Raw genomic sequence first — 13,447 nt, forward strand, 5'->3', positions numbered from 1 at the left:
GTATCGCGGAGACCGGAGCCGCCGGTTTCGGCGGCCCGCCCACCTGCCCCACGCACCGCGCGCCCGCGTACCGACCGACCGGGCGGGTCACGGGGTGCGGGGGAGCCGTCCCGACCGGTGCGGTCAGCCGGTCCGCGGCCGTCCCACCAGCTCGCGCAGCACGTCCTCCATGGTGACCGTGCCGACCAGCCGGCCGTCGTCGTCCAGTACCGCCGCGAGGTGCGTACGGCTGCGCCGGAGCGCCGTCAGTACGTCGTCGAGCGGGGCAGCCGCCCGTACGCGGGCGATGGGACGCATCGCGGAGACCGGGAACGGCACGTCGCGCGGTGCCGCGTCCAGGGCGTCCTTCACGTGGAGGTAGCCGAGTATCCGCTGCTCGCCATCCATCACGGGGAAGCGCGAGTAGCCGGATTCGGCCGAGAGCCGCTCCAGCTCCTCCGGGGTCGTACCCACCCGGGTACTGACCATCTGGGCGATCGGCATGGCCACGTCCCGGACCGGGCGGCTACCCAGCTCCAGGGCGTGCCGCAGCCGCTCGGCCGACCGGTCGTCCACCAGGCCCGCGTCACCGGAGTCCCTCACCAGCCTCGCCAGCTGGTCGTCCGAAAAGGTCGCGGAGACCTCGCTCCTCGTCTCCACCCGCAGGAGCTTCAGCAGCAGGTTGGCGAACGCGTTGATCGCGAAGATCACCGGGCGCAGCCCCCTGGCCAGCGCCACCAGCGGTGGTCCGAGGAAGAGCGCACCCTTCGCCGGATCGGCCAGCGCGACGTTCTTCGGGACCATCTCTCCGAGCAGCATGTGGAGGTAGGTCGCCACCGTCAGCGCGATGACGAACGACAGTGGGTGCACCAGACCGTGCGGCACCCCGACGGCGTCGAACACGGGCTCCAGCAAGTGCGCGATGGCCGGCTCGGCGACGATACCCAGCACCAGGGTGCAGAGGGTGATCCCGAGCTGCGCCGCCGCGAGGAGCGCCGAGACGTGTTCCAGGCCCCACAGCACACTGCGGGCCCGCCGGTCGCCCGCCTCGGCAGCCGGCTCGATCTGGCTCCGGCGCACCGAGATGAGAGCGAACTCCGCGCCCACGAAGAACGCGTTCACGACCAGTGTCAGCAGGCCGATGAAGAGCTGGAGAACGGTCATCGGGCATCCTCTGTCAGGGGGTCCTCGCCGGGGAGCGGCGCGTGCAGCAGGGCGCGTGCGGCGCGACGCCCCGAAGCGTCCACGACGTCGATCCGCCAGCCGGCCAGCTCCACGCTGTCGCCCTCCCGGGGGATGCGTCCGACCTCGTTGGCGACGAGCCCGGCGAGGGTTTCGTACGGTCCGTCCGGAGCGCGCAGCCCGATGGTGCGGAGCTGGTCGGTGCGCGCCGCGCCGTCGGCCGACCACAGGGTGCGGCCGTCGGCGTCCTCCCCGGCGGGAGCCAGGTCCGGCGTCTCGTGGGGGTCGTGCTCGTCCCGCACCTCGCCGACGACCTCCTCGACGATGTCCTCCAGGGTCACCACACCGGCCGTGCCGCCGTACTCGTCGATGACGACGGCCATGGCGAGCTTGCGGCCGGAGAGACGGTCGAGGAGTCTGTCGACGCCGAGGGTCTCGGGTACGAGAAGGGGTTCGCGCAGCAGGTCGGAGACGCTGGTGCGGGGCCGCTGCTCCGCGGGCACGGCGAGGACGTCCTTGATGTGGGCGACGCCCACGACCGTGTCCAGGCTGCCGCGGTAGACCGGGAAGCGGGACAGCCCGGTCGCCCGGGTCGCGTTCGCGACGTCCTCGGCGGTCGCCTGCACGTCCAGCGCGACGACCTGGACCCGGGGCGTCATGACGTTCTCCGCCGTGAGCTCGGCGAGGTTGAGGGTGCGGACGAACAGCTCGGCGGTGTCCGCCTCCAGCGCCCCCTCCTTCGCGGAGTGGCGGGCCAGGGCCGCCAGTTCCTGCGGACTCCTGGCGGAGGCCAGCTCCTCGGCCGGTTCGAGGCCGAAGCGGCGCAGGATGCGGTTGGCGGTGTTGTTGAGATGGCTGATGAAGGGCCGGAATACGGCGGTGAACACCCGCTGGGGTGTGGCGACCGCCTTGGCGACCTTCAGCGGTGAGGAGATAGCCCAGTTCTTGGGGACGAGCTCACCCACCACCATCAGGACCACCGTGGACAGGGCGGTCCCGATGACCAGAGCCACCGACCGCGACAGGCTGGGGGACAGCCCGAGCGCGACCAGTGGCCCGCGGATGAGCTTGGCGATCGACGACTCGGAGAGCATGCCGACCACCAGGTTGGTGACGGTGATGCCGAGCTGCGCCCCGGAGAGCTGGAAAGTGAGGCTGCGGACGGCTTTGAGAGCGCCGGCCGCCCCGCGCTCACCCCGCTCGACGGCTCGTTCGAGGTCGCCGCGCTCCACGGTGGTCAGGGAGAACTCGGCGGCGACGAAGGCGCCGCAGGCGATGGAGAGCAGCACGGCCACGAGCAGCAGAAGCACTTCGGTCATCGGTTCACCTCCGTCCCATGATCGGGCAGCGGGTGGAGGATCGCGCGATGTCCGTGACACCGGCGGGTTCGGCTACTGGGAGGCTCGCCCATGGGCGGACGCTCACACCTTTCTCGGCAGGGGGTCGAATGCCGATCGGCACGCTGATCGTCGCACGGGTCCCGGTTCCGGTGGCCGTACTGAATCGCTGTGCCGATCGGACAGAATGACATAGTAAAGGATCGGCAAAGTAGTGCGGAGTGGCCCCGAGTCCGCCACCACCCGCTCGCGCGCGGGCCCTCCTCAGCGGGTCAGGGGCTTCACCCAGCGGCTCCACCGGGACTCCCGCTCGTACCCCGCCGCGCGCCATGCATGCTGGGCGCGCTCGTTGTCGTCGAGGACCATCGCGTCCCCGCGCCGCCCGCCGAGGCTCACGAACCGCTCCTCCGCAGCCGACAGCAGGGCGGTCGCCACCCCGCGCCGACGCTGGTCCGGATGGACGGCGAGCCGGTAGAGGTGGCAGCGCCAGCCGTCGAACCCGGCGATCACCGTCCCCGCGAGCCGGCCGCCGCGCTCCGCGAGAAGGAGGCACTCGGGGTCCCGTTCCACCAGTCGCGCGATCCCGTCCCGGTCGTCGCTGATGCTCGTCCCCTCGGCCGCCTCCTTCCAGAAGGTGAGGACCGCGTCCAGATCGGCGGGGACGGCGGCGCGTATCGAGAGGTCGTGCGTCGAGAGGTCACGAGTCGGGAGGTCGTGCGGCGAGAGGCCGTGTGTCGGGAGGTCGTGCGGCGAGAGGCCGTGTGTCGGGAGGCCGTGCGGCGAAAGATCACTCATGGGCACAATCCCACCATCGACGAGCGGTGGTAGTCGAGCGGGATTCACTGCCTGCCTGCTTGCCTACCGGCCCCGACCGGTCGGCGGCGCCCGATCCCCTTGCCCGGGCGGACCGGGCGGCGCTAGTGCCGCGCCCGGCACGCTTTGCCCCGTCGCGGTGGTCGGCACGCGCACTCCCTGCGTTGACCAGAAGCCCTGGTAGCGGAGCTACCAGGGCTTCCGGTCGCCTTGCGATCGCACGCACCGACCACCCCTCCTCATGGGGAAACACTGCCGGGCCTAGCTGGGGAAGATGCCCGATACCCAGCTGAACTCCCGAGTGGACCAGGCCGTCGCAGCCGGCGCCGCACGACGGAGGAGGGCGACCGCGACCCGCTCCCCGGCCGAGCGCGCGGAAACGGACTCGGAGGACGTGGCCCGCGCCTTCGTGGAAGCGGCCGCGGACTTCATGCAGCGGTACGAATCGGTCTTCGCCGAGGAATGCGGTACGGAGCGCGTCGTGCGCCGAGTGCGTCCCGCACCGAGTGCGTCGACCGCCGGCCCCGAGCGCCCGCCACCGTGGCCGATCCGGGCCATGTGTGGCTTCGGCGCAAGCCACGCGCTCCAGGTCGCTGTCGGTTTCCGCACCAGAGCCAGTACCAGCACCAGTGCTGGCGCCCGGAGAGTGGCTGCCCGGACCGGTCTCCTCGGCAATGCGCCCCCGGACCGCCCCCGTGCGGTGGCAGGGGGTTCGATCACGCCCTGGCCTGAGAAATATCGAGTCCGGAACCGACGGGGTCCCTGCGCGCGGACCGAGCGCTTCCCCCTCCGAGACGGCCTCACTGCATGGAACCTCACTGCATGGAACGCGACGAGTCACCCGAATCACCGTCACCCGGCCCCGAGAGCCTGCGCATCGATCTCTCATGGCTGCTCATGGTGGCCGAGCACCGGACGCCGGGAGATCCGCACGTCGCCGACTGGGACGCCCTCGTCGCCGCCGTCAGCCGGCACGAGGCGGAGATCTTCGGCAGCCCGGTCTGCACCAGCCCGCACGCAACGCCGCCTCGCTGCTCCAACTCCTGCTGCACGTTCCGGCGTTGGAGCACTCGAATGCGATGTTCGCCTCAGCCGTGGCGCACGGCTACCTGGTCGCCTCCGGACTTCGCATCCAGACGTCCCCCGACCACGTCTGTGACCTCGCCCGCCCGGTGAAGGAGGGCAAGGCCGGCGTACGCGACATCGCCGAAGAGCTGCACGACTGGTGCGGCTGGGCCTAGGCGTCCGGGGGGTGACCGGATGCCCCGGCGCCCGCGACCGTAAGCGTTCCGGGGGTCGGGGGCCGCGGTCCCGCCCCGGAGGGCGGTCAGCCGGCCCCGCGCACCCCGCCCAGCTCCGGCGCGAGCCAGGTCGGCGCCTGGGCACGGAAGTCGGCGGGCCGCAACGAGCCCGCACCGGCCGGCAGTACGCCCACGAGCGGGGCGCCTGCCGCAATCGGCAGGTCCTCCAGATTGCACCGCATGGCCAGATCCGGGTCCGCAGGCATGCTGCCGATCACCACACCCGGGCACGCGAGGCCCCGCGTCCGCAGCGCCTCCGCCGTCAGCGCCGTGGAGTTCAGCGTGCCGAGCCCGGCAGCCGCCACCAGCAGCACCGGCGCCTCCAACAACCGGGCCGCGTCCGCGAGCGTGGCCCCGGCGTCGTCGAACCGTACGAGCAGCCCGCCCGCGCCCTCGACCAGCACCAGATCGTGTTCCGTCGCCAGCTTCCGCGCGGCGTCGGCGATCTCGTACGGGCGTACGGGCGCGAGTCCGGAGCGCCGGGCGGCCGTCGCGGGCGCCAACGGTTCGGGGTAGCGGGCCAGTTCGACCGCCGTCACCTCACCGCCGGCCAGCCGTACCACCTCGGCCGTGTCACCGTCCTCCCCCGGAGCGACGCCCGTCTGCGCGGGCTTGAGCACCGCGACCCGGCCGCCCGAAGCGACCGCCAGGGCCGCGGTCACGATCGTCTTGCCGATCTCGGTGCCCGTGCCGGACACCACCAGAATGGTCATGGTCATCCCTCCCGCGCCGCGGCGCACACGGCACGGCAGATCCGCGCCACGTCTTCGTCGTCCGTCACGTACGGCGGCATCGTGTACACGAGGTCCCGGAACGGCCGCAGCCATACGCCCTCGCGCACCGCCGCACGGGTCGCCGCCTCCATGTCCACCTCGTGGTCGAGTTGTACGACCCCGATCGCGCCCAGCACCCGCACGTCCGAGACGCCCGGCAGCCGCTCGGCCCCGGTCAGACCGGTCCGCAGACCCGCGCCGATCCGCTCCACCTCGCGCTGCCAGTCCTGGCCGAGGAGCAGGTCCACGGAGGCGCAGGCGACCGCCGCGGCGAGCGGATTGCCCATGAAGGTCGGACCGTGCGCCAGCACGGGCACCTCGCCGCGCGAAATGCCCTCGGCCACCCTCGTCGTACACAGGGTCGCCGCCATCGTGAGGTAACCACCGGTCAGCGCCTTGCCGACGCACATGACGTCCGGGGCGATCCCGGCGTGCTCCGCAGCGAACAGCCGGCCCGTGCGGCCGAATCCGGTCGCGATCTCGTCGAGGACGAGCAGTACGTCGTGCGTGTCGCACGCCTCCCTGAGTACCCGCAGATAGGCGGGCGAGTGGAACCGCATACCCCCGGCCCCCTGGACGACGGGCTCCACGATCACCGCGGCCAGCTCATGGGCGTGGCGGGCGATCAGCTCGCGCAGATGCCCCGCGTAGGCCTCGTCGACCTCCGCGTCGAAGCCGTCCGGCGGGGCGTCGGCGAAGACCTGCCGGGGGAGTACCCCCGACCAGAGGTCGTGCATCCCGCCCTCGGGATCGCACACCGACATCGGCTGCCAGGTGTCGCCGTGGTACCCCCCGCGCCAGGTCAGGAGCCGTTGCTTGGCGGGCTGCCCAGCGGATCGCCAGTACTGCAGGCACATCTTCACCGCCACTTCGACGGAGACGGAACCGGAGTCGGCGAGGAAGACGTGCTGGAGGGGGGCCGGGGTGATCTCCACCAGCCGGGTGGCCAGCCGGACGGCGGGCTCATGGGTGAGCCCGCCGAACATCACATGACTCATCCGGTCCAGTTGCCCGTGCGCCGCCTCGTTCAGGACCGGGTGGTTGTACCCGTGCACCGCGGACCACCAGGAGGACATCCCGTCCACCAACTCCCGCTGCCCGTCCACGGGTTCCGCCAGTCTGAGTCGGACGCCGGAAGCCGACTCCACGATCAGCGGCTCCTGCCGTCCGGGCATCGGTCCGTAGGGATGCCAGACGTGCGCCCGGTCGAGCGACCGCAGCCGGGCGGGCGTCAGCGCGGGAGCGGGAGGGAGCGTCGGCGTGGGCGACGCACCGGACGACGCACCGTACGACGGTACGGCGGCGGACGGTACGGCGGCGCACCCGGGCCGGCCGCCCGGGGCGGGCCCGGCGGAGCGCGCCGGCCCCGGGGCGTACGCCTCAGGCATTGGGAGCGAGATCCGTCCCCGCGCCCCGCCGACGCACGGCCACCAGGTCCGTGCGCGCCGCAGCGGCGGCCCCCCGCGCCTCCGGCGGGGCGTCGCCCGACGCGTCCCCGGCGGGACCGCCGCACGGTGCGCAGGCGCCGCCCGCTGCCGCCCCGCCACCGCAGCCGCCGCAGCCGCCGGACGCGTGGTGCCCCCCGCACCCCGGTCCCGCGCTCGCGCTCGCGCCGGCGTTCGTACCCGCGCCGGCGTTCGTACCCGCGCCGGCGTTCGTACCCCCACCGGCCGCCGCGCGATGGCCGGGCAGCGTCGTGGTGTCCGCGCCCTCCACCTCGAACCCGGCGTCGGCGATCATGTCCAGGTCCGCCTGCCCCGCCTGCCCCTCACTGGTCAGATAGTCGCCCAGGAAGATCGAGTTGACCAGGTGCAGGGCGAACGGCTGCATCGACCGCAGGTGGACCTCACGGCCACCGGCGAGCCGCACCTCCACGTCCGGGCAGACGAACCGGACCATCGCCAGAATCCGCAGGCACCGCTGGGGTGTCAGGTTCCACTCCTTGGCGAGCGGAGTGCCCTCGAACGGGATCAGGAAGTTGACCGGCACGGAGTCGGGGTCGAGTTGACGGAGGGCGAAGACCACGTCGACCAGGTCCTCGTCGCTCTCGCCCATGCCCGCGATCAGTCCGGAACAGGCCGACAGACCGGCCCCCTGGGCGTGGCGCACGGTCTCCACCCGGTCGGCGTAGGTGTGGGTGGTGGTGATGCCGCCGTACGTGGCCTCGGAGGTGTTGAGGTTGTGGTTGTACGCGTCCGCCCCCGCCGCGCGCAACCGCTCCGCCTGCCCGTCGGAGAGCAGCCCGAGGCAGGCGCACACCTCGACGCCGTCGTTGTCGTCCTTGATGGCCTCGATGGTCCGGGAGACCCGGTCCACGTCCCTGTCGGTGGGGCCCCGGCCGCTCGCCACCAGGCAGACCCGCTTGGCACCCCCGGCAACCCCGGCGGCCGCCGCACGGGACGCCTCGTCAGGTTTCAGCCAGGAGTACTTGAGGATGCCCGCCTCGGAGCCGAGCCGCTGCGAGCAGTAGGAGCAGTCCTCGGGGCACAGCCCCGACTTGAGGTTGACCAGGTAGTTGAGTTTTACCCGCCGCCCGAACCACTGACGGCGCACTCTGCCCGCCGCGGCCACCACGTCGAGCAGTTCGTCGTCGGAGGTCGCCAGTACGGCGAGCGCCTCTTCGCGGGTCGGCAGTTCGCGCCGCAACCCCTTGTCCACCAGTGTGCTCAACAGGTCCATGGCGTTGATCCTGACGCACGGAAAGGTCATCGGCCAAGGAGGAACTCGACAGCAGAGAGGGGGAGGGTGTGTGTGTATTGCCACACCATGACCGGCTGCGCCCCCCGCTACGCTCTGTGAGCTGCCTACAAAAGGGACTCCCCGATGGCCTTCGCCCCGTTCGACTGGACAGAGGAGGAGTCCGGCCGCCGCGCCGCCGCCGGACTCGTCCGCACGCTGCGCCCGCGGCCCGCCGCCACCGAGGTGCTGGACCTCGCGAGCAACGACTACCTCGGGCTCACCCGGCACCCCGAGGTGACCGACGCAGCGGCCGGAGCCGCGCGGAAGTGGGGTGCGGGCGCCACGGGTTCACGCCTGGTCACCGGATCCACCACCCTCCACGCGGAGCTCGAGCACGAACTCGCGGAATTCTGCGGCTTCGAGGCCGCCCTGGTGTTCTCCTCCGGCTACGCGGCGAACCTGGCCGCACTCACCGCACTCTCCCGCGCGGAGGGCCTCATCGTGTCCGACGCGTCCAACCACGCCTCGATCGTCGACGGTTGCCGACTGGCGCGCGCGAGGACGGAGGTGGTGGCGCACGCGGATCCGGAGGCCGTAGCCAAGGCCCTGGAGTCCCGCACCGGGCCGGCGCTGGTCGTCACCGACTCGGTCTTCTCCGTCGACGGGGACGCGGCCCCCCTGGGAGCCCTGGCCGCCGTCTGCCGGAGCGCGGGCGCCGGGCTGGTCGTCGACGACGCCCACGGCCTCGGGGTGCTCGGAACGGGTGGGCGCGGCGCTCCGGCCGCCCACGGGCTGGCGGGGGACGAAGGGCTCGTGGCGACGCTCACCCTCTCCAAGTCCCTGGGCAGCCAGGGTGGCGCGGTCCTGGGACCCGCCCGGGTGATCCGTCATCTCGTCAACACGGCCCGCACGTTCATCTTCGACACCGGACTCGCACCCGCCGCCGCCGGCGCCGCGCTCGCGAGCCTCGCGGTGCTCAGGAGGGAGCCGGAACGCGCCACCCGGGCGCGCGAGGTCGCCGCCCGGATGCACGAACGGCTGACCGCGTCCGGGCTGTACGCGGCGCGCCCGGACGCCGCGGTGGTGTCGGTGCGGGCGCCTTCCCCCGAGGCGGCGGTCCGATGGGCGGCGGACTGCCGGGACGCCGGGATCGCGGTGGGCTGCTTCCGGCCGCCGTCGGTCCCGGACGGCGTCTCGCGTCTCCGGCTCACCGCCCGGGCCGACCTGACGGACGACCGCATCGACACCGCCCTGGACACCATCGTCCGTACGGCTCCGAGGGGCGCCGGCTGACCGCTGGGCGCGGGCCGGCCGGGGCCGGGGCACGCCTCTCAGTGTGAGGTTCCGCCCCGGCCCCCGAGGCCGGCCACGAACGCCCTCCAGGCGGATGCGGAGAAGGACAGCCGGGCCCCGTCCGCGGCCTTGGAATCGCGTACGGACAGCAGGCCGGGCCCTCGTACCGCTGTCTCCACGCAGTTGTTCATACCGGTGCTGCGGCTGCTGCGGCGCCACGGTGAGGCGGGCGGTGCCGGGCGGTCGGCCATGGTGCTCCTTCGGATCGGTGGACGTCGGCGGGGCCCACCCGGCTCCGTCCGGTCGGGCCCGCGGTGGTTCGTCACGGCCGTCCCTCGCGGCCGATCGCCGTGATGAGGTCCCTCGACCGCTCCGGAGAGAGGGCGCGCTCCCGCATGGTGCGGAAAGCGGAGCCGTACGCTTCCAGATCCTCTTTCCGTTCCAGGTAGTGACTACGCGTCAAGTGGTCGAGTACGACCACATCCAGTGCAGAAGTTGTCGGAAAAGAGAAAATGACGAACGGACCGGTCAGGCCGACGTATCCTCCGGCGCTGAACGGGACCAACTGGATCCGCACGTGCGGGAGTTCCGTCATGCTCACGAGGTGGTCGAGCTGGGCCCGCATCACGCGCCGGCCGCCGACCTCGCGCCGCAGCACCGCCTCGTCGAGCACGGCGGTGAGCCGGAGCGGGGCGTCGCACCGCAGCACCGACTGACGGGCGAGCCGCACTTCGACCAGGGCGTCCAGGTGCGCCTCCGGTATCCCGTCCAGCGCCGACTCGGTGACCGACCGCGCGTAATCGGCGGTCTGGAGCAAGCCGGGAACCACCGAGGTCTCCAGGGTCCTGGCCGTCTCGGCCTGTGCCTCCAGGGCGATGAAATCGCGGTACTGCGGCGGGATGACCGCCCGGTACGCGTGCCACCAGCCCGTGTCGCGACCGTCAGCCGATCCTGCCAGCGCCGAGAGCAGGGTGCGGAGTTCGGGGTCGGCGACGGCGTACGCGTCGAGCAGACGGCCGACGTCGGCCGGGGACACACCGCTCGCACCCGTCTCGATCCTGCTCACCTTCGACTGGTGCCAGCCGAGCATCGATGCCGCCTGCTGACTCGTGAGTCCCGACGAGTGGCGCAGACTCCGCAGCTCCTCACCGAGTTTGCGACGGCGTACGACGGGGCCGTTACCCATTGCCGGTCTCCTTCCGCCGGTCGGCCTGGAAGGCAAGTGTGCCGAATGTTCGAGCCCCGCCGAGCCGGAGTTCACCGCATTGAGCGATAGATATATGCATATCTCGGCAGATCGTGCCTGCACGGGCTCAGGCGGTGGCACTCTGGCGCCAGGCACAATCCGGGCCGATAGGGGTCGCCCGGGCGGAAAGGGACGGCGTCGCCATGGCAGACCATCAGGAAGCACATGTCACCCTGCCGAGCGATCCGGTGTCGGTGTCCGCGGCCCGCAGACACGTGGCCCGCGTGCTCGCGGAGTGGGGCATGCACGACGACACGGACGACGCCGGGACGATCCTCCTGATCGTCTCGGAACTCGCCACCAACGCGGTCCTGCACACGCGCGGCCAGTCACCCGCGTTCACGGTGCGGCTGGTGCTCGACCGCGACGAGGAAGTGCGGCTGGAGGTGACCGACAGCCACCCCAGGTGGCCCAGACGACTCCCCGCGGCCGTGCAGCAGGACAACGGGCGTGGTCTGGCGATCATCCGGGCCCTGGCCAAGGAGTCCGGCGGGCGGTTCGGTGTGGCGCCGACCGCCGAGGGCGGCAAGACCGTATGGGTCGCACTGCCCTGGTCCGTTCCGGTGCGGGGCTGAGGGCGCGGCCGGTCCGGAAGCGGCGCCCGCGCGTACCGGCGCGGACGGCCGCTTCCGGACCGGCCGCCGCTCACCGGCCGCCGCTCACCGGCCGCCCGGGGGTCCGGCGCTCGTCAGCGCACCCGCCCGTACCAGACCCGCTTCGTCCAGATCCGCTCCAGCCGGACCACGGACCCGGTCTTGGGGGAGTGCCAGATCTTGCCGTTGCCGGCGTAGATGCCCACGTGGTAGACGCTTCGACCGCTGTGGAAGAAGACCAGGTCACCTTTCCTGCGCTGCGAGGAAGTGATGTGGCGCGTCTTGTTGTACTGCTGCTGCGCCGTGCGGGGCAGTTTCTTGCCGACGCGCTTGAACGAGTAGAGGGTCAGCCCGGAGCAGTCGAACCGGCGGGGACCGATGGCACCCCACTGGTAGGGGGAGCCCTTCTTCGACGCGGCGACCCGGAGCGCCTTCGTCGCGTGGGTGGCCGCCTCGGCGTCGGAGACCAGGCCGGGGGCCAGCATGGTCGAGCTGAGGGCCAGAGCGAGGACCGAGGCCGTACCGGCCCGGGTGAGCAGAGACGGGACATGAACCTGCGCGGTCATGCGCAACCCTTCGTCAGCCGCCTGTGAAGGATGACCTGTCGGGTTCGGGCTGGCGAAGTTGCCCGGCCGCGCGTTGCGGCTTCACCCCGAGGGACGGCCGGTTGCCCGGTCGACCCGTAGTGCTCGGGTCCTCCACTCCTGCCGATCCACTCCTGTCGACCCGTCATCCGCTCGGCGGCAGGACTCGGCGTCCGCGCGGACCGCCCCGTCAGGGTGGCGGGGGCTTGTCGTCCCACGGATCTTGACCCACGTCGTGCGGAATTTTCGAGGTGACAGTGGCAGCCAGGACGGTCGGCCCCCGTTGCGCCGGGAGTGTGGGGGAGCGTCCGGCGCGGCCGGGGGCGCGTACCCCGCGTGGCTCCGCCGGGCTTTCGCAGTAAGGCAGTTCGCGCATGAGGAGAACGTGAGGGAGTGCAAATCGGGAGAGGTGATTGGCGGGCTGATTCCCTGCGCCGAACAGGCGGAAAATCGGATATTCATTACGGCGTGTCGCGGGAAAGGGAGACCCCCTACGGTCCGGCACGCCCCTCGACCCCATGGAGCGTCACCCCCACGGGATCTGCCCGGAACCGCCAGGAATGGCCCGGAACGGATCGAGACGCCCCAGATGATCGATTCCAAGGGTTGGCTGCGCCCATGAGACGAGGGAGTCCACAGTCAGGTTGTGACGCCAGACATGGACTCCCTCGCGGCCGCACTCCACGTCAGGACCGACGACCTGCTGGAGGGTTCGCCGCAGCTCGCCCCCTGGCGGCCGGTAGTCGGCATAGCGCCGCGGCTCAGCGATGCCGAACTGGTGACGCTGTCGATGATGCAGGCGATGCTCGGCAACACCTCCGAAGCCCGGTGGCTGCGGATGCCTGGGCCCACCTGCGGCACCTGTTCCCTGTCGAAGCAGCCCGGCTGCAACAAGAAACTGCGCAAGGCGGCCGACCTCATCCCGCACGTCTTGAGCGAGTTGGCCACGGACACCGCGCGGTGGACCGACGGCGTGTGGGTGGTGGACTGACCGCCGCCATCTGGCACAACGAGCACACCGGGCAACCCGTCATGCGATCGCTGACTGCATACGACCATCGACGGCTTGAATCGATCATCTACGGTTCCGCCATGACGACTGTCGAGCCCCGCCCCGATCTCCGGCCCCCCGGCCTGAACGCCGACGAGCAGACCACCCTGCTGACCTTCCTGGACTACCTGCGCGAGTCCGTCCTCGCGAAGGCGGCCGGCGTCCCGGAGCCGGCGGTCCGCACGGCCGGCGTCCCTTCCGGGACCAGCCTGCTCCGGCTGCTCAAGCACCTGACGGCCGTCGAGCTCAACTGGTTCGTCTGGGCCTATGCCGGCGCCGACCGCGAGCGCTGGGAGGACGAGGGTGCGGTGTCCGCCGACGACACCGCCTCGGACGTGGCGGAGGCCTATCGCGAGGCGATCGCCCGGGCCAACGAGGTTGCCCTCGCCTGCACCGACCTGGACCGCCCCGGCGCCCGCTCGCTGCGCGAGACCCCGCCGCCCTCGATGCGCTGGGTGCTGGTCCACATGATCGAGGAGACCGCCCGGCACGCCGGTCACGCGGACATCCTGCGCGAGCAGATCGACGGCTCGATCGGGCGGTGATGCGGGTGCGGTAAATCAGGTGCGATCGCACCGATCAACCGGTCATGCGAGCCTTGACCGCCTATGACCAC

At 71.8% G+C, this 13,447-nt stretch carries 13 protein-coding genes, 1 pseudogene and 1 riboswitch; of the genes and pseudogenes, 5 read left to right on the plus strand and 9 right to left on the minus strand.

Annotated features, from left to right (window positions below; translation table 11 throughout):
• Positions 1–123: 123 nt before the first annotated feature.
• From ACFYPN_RS16665 to ACFYPN_RS16675, 3 genes are all read right to left on the minus strand, one after another.
• A complete protein-coding gene (locus tag ACFYPN_RS16665; RefSeq protein WP_358756900.1) occupies positions 124–1,143 on the minus strand; it encodes a hemolysin family protein in 1,020 nt (339 codons plus the stop codon).
• Positions 1,140–2,480 (minus strand): hemolysin family protein, encoded by a 1,341-nt coding sequence (locus tag ACFYPN_RS16670; protein WP_358756902.1) that lies wholly within the window; start codon positions 2,478–2,480, stop codon positions 1,140–1,142. The genes ACFYPN_RS16665 and ACFYPN_RS16670 overlap by 4 nt, the downstream gene beginning before the upstream one ends.
• Positions 2,481–2,762: 282 nt before the next feature.
• A complete protein-coding gene (locus tag ACFYPN_RS16675; protein WP_358756904.1) occupies positions 2,763–3,293 on the minus strand; it encodes a GNAT family N-acetyltransferase in 531 nt (176 codons plus the stop codon).
• Between the two features lie 915 nt (positions 3,294–4,208).
• Here ACFYPN_RS16675 and ACFYPN_RS16680 point away from each other — a divergent pair.
• Positions 4,209–4,552: pseudogene (locus ACFYPN_RS16680) on the plus strand (fic family toxin-antitoxin system, toxin component).
• An 86-nt stretch (positions 4,553–4,638) separates the two neighbouring features.
• Here ACFYPN_RS16680 and bioD read toward each other — a convergent pair.
• From bioD to bioB, 3 genes are read right to left on the minus strand one after another with little or no spacing between them, the layout of a single operon-like run.
• A complete protein-coding gene (bioD, locus tag ACFYPN_RS16685) occupies positions 4,639–5,325 on the minus strand; it encodes a dethiobiotin synthase (RefSeq protein ID WP_389298992.1) in 687 nt (228 codons plus the stop codon).
• Positions 5,326–5,327: 2 nt separating this feature from the next.
• Positions 5,328–6,773: an adenosylmethionine--8-amino-7-oxononanoate transaminase gene (locus ACFYPN_RS16690; RefSeq protein WP_389298863.1), complete on the minus strand. Its 1,446-nt coding sequence runs from the start codon at positions 6,771–6,773 to the stop codon at positions 5,328–5,330.
• On the minus strand, positions 6,766–8,064 hold the full coding sequence (gene bioB / locus ACFYPN_RS16695) for a biotin synthase BioB (protein ID WP_389298865.1): 1,299 nt from the start codon (positions 8,062–8,064) through the stop codon (positions 6,766–6,768). The genes ACFYPN_RS16690 and bioB overlap by 8 nt, the downstream gene beginning before the upstream one ends.
• A 144-nt stretch (positions 8,065–8,208) precedes the next feature.
• Here bioB and ACFYPN_RS16700 point away from each other — a divergent pair, with 144 nt between their 5' ends.
• Positions 8,209–9,357: an 8-amino-7-oxononanoate synthase gene (locus tag ACFYPN_RS16700; protein ID WP_358756909.1), complete on the plus strand. Its 1,149-nt coding sequence runs from the start codon at positions 8,209–8,211 to the stop codon at positions 9,355–9,357.
• A 38-nt stretch (positions 9,358–9,395) separates the two neighbouring features.
• Here ACFYPN_RS16700 and ACFYPN_RS16705 read toward each other — a convergent pair whose 3' ends face one another.
• Positions 9,396–9,608, minus strand: coding sequence for a DUF397 domain-containing protein (locus tag ACFYPN_RS16705; protein WP_358756911.1), 213 nt, complete (start codon positions 9,606–9,608; stop codon positions 9,396–9,398).
• Positions 9,609–9,679: 71 nt separating this feature from the next.
• Positions 9,680–10,543: a helix-turn-helix transcriptional regulator gene (locus tag ACFYPN_RS16710; protein WP_358756913.1), complete on the minus strand. Its 864-nt coding sequence runs from the start codon at positions 10,541–10,543 to the stop codon at positions 9,680–9,682.
• 203 nt (positions 10,544–10,746) lie between these two features.
• On the opposite strand from ACFYPN_RS16710, the gene ACFYPN_RS16715 reads away from it, so the two are divergent.
• Positions 10,747–11,178 (plus strand): ATP-binding protein, encoded by a 432-nt coding sequence (locus tag ACFYPN_RS16715; protein WP_358756914.1) that lies wholly within the window; start codon positions 10,747–10,749, stop codon positions 11,176–11,178.
• A 113-nt stretch (positions 11,179–11,291) separates the two neighbouring features.
• Here ACFYPN_RS16715 and ACFYPN_RS16720 read toward each other — a convergent pair whose 3' ends face one another.
• Positions 11,292–11,762 carry a C40 family peptidase gene (locus tag ACFYPN_RS16720; protein WP_358756916.1) on the minus strand — a complete coding sequence of 157 codons (471 nt, stop codon included), beginning with the start codon at positions 11,760–11,762 and terminating at the stop codon, positions 11,292–11,294.
• A gap of 3 nt (positions 11,763–11,765) precedes the next feature.
• Positions 11,766–11,949: riboswitch (cyclic di-AMP (ydaO/yuaA leader) on the minus strand.
• Positions 11,950–12,426: 477 nt separating this feature from the next.
• On the opposite strand from ACFYPN_RS16720, the gene ACFYPN_RS16725 reads away from it, so the two are divergent.
• A complete protein-coding gene (locus tag ACFYPN_RS16725) occupies positions 12,427–12,771 on the plus strand; it encodes a hypothetical protein (RefSeq protein WP_358756918.1) in 345 nt (114 codons plus the stop codon).
• A 101-nt stretch (positions 12,772–12,872) separates the two neighbouring features.
• Positions 12,873–13,376, plus strand: coding sequence for a DinB family protein (locus ACFYPN_RS16730; RefSeq protein WP_389298869.1), 504 nt, complete (start codon positions 12,873–12,875; stop codon positions 13,374–13,376).
• Positions 13,377–13,447 lie beyond the last annotated feature (71 nt).

Source organism: Streptomyces sp. NPDC005576 (assembly GCF_042871745.1).
In the GTDB taxonomy this organism is placed as follows: domain Bacteria; phylum Actinomycetota; class Actinomycetes; order Streptomycetales; family Streptomycetaceae; genus Streptomyces.

What these genes read in the sequence shown, in the direction of transcription:
- ACFYPN_RS16665 (WP_358756900.1), bottom strand. Translation starts at nt 1,143, where the DNA reads ATGACCGTTCTCCAGCTCTTCATCGGCCTGCTGACACTGGTCGTGAAC.
- ACFYPN_RS16670 (WP_358756902.1), bottom strand. Translation starts at nt 2,480, where the DNA reads ATGACCGAAGTGCTTCTGCTGCTCGTGGCCGTGCTGCTCTCCATCGCC.
- ACFYPN_RS16675 (WP_358756904.1), bottom strand. Translation starts at nt 3,293, where the DNA reads ATGAGTGATCTTTCGCCGCACGGCCTCCCGACACACGGCCTCTCGCCG.
- bioD (WP_389298992.1), bottom strand. Translation starts at nt 5,325, where the DNA reads ATGACCATTCTGGTGGTGTCCGGCACGGGCACCGAGATCGGCAAGACG.
- ACFYPN_RS16690 (WP_389298863.1), bottom strand. Translation starts at nt 6,773, where the DNA reads ATGCCTGAGGCGTACGCCCCGGGGCCGGCGCGCTCCGCCGGGCCCGCC.
- bioB (WP_389298865.1), bottom strand. Translation starts at nt 8,064, where the DNA reads ATGGACCTGTTGAGCACACTGGTGGACAAGGGGTTGCGGCGCGAACTG.
- ACFYPN_RS16700 (WP_358756909.1), top strand. Translation starts at nt 8,209, where the DNA reads ATGGCCTTCGCCCCGTTCGACTGGACAGAGGAGGAGTCCGGCCGCCGC.
- ACFYPN_RS16705 (WP_358756911.1), bottom strand. Translation starts at nt 9,608, where the DNA reads ATGGCCGACCGCCCGGCACCGCCCGCCTCACCGTGGCGCCGCAGCAGC.
- ACFYPN_RS16710 (WP_358756913.1), bottom strand. Translation starts at nt 10,543, where the DNA reads ATGGGTAACGGCCCCGTCGTACGCCGTCGCAAACTCGGTGAGGAGCTG.
- ACFYPN_RS16715 (WP_358756914.1), top strand. Translation starts at nt 10,747, where the DNA reads ATGGCAGACCATCAGGAAGCACATGTCACCCTGCCGAGCGATCCGGTG.
- ACFYPN_RS16720 (WP_358756916.1), bottom strand. Translation starts at nt 11,762, where the DNA reads ATGACCGCGCAGGTTCATGTCCCGTCTCTGCTCACCCGGGCCGGTACG.
- ACFYPN_RS16730 (WP_389298869.1), top strand. Translation starts at nt 12,873, where the DNA reads ATGACGACTGTCGAGCCCCGCCCCGATCTCCGGCCCCCCGGCCTGAAC.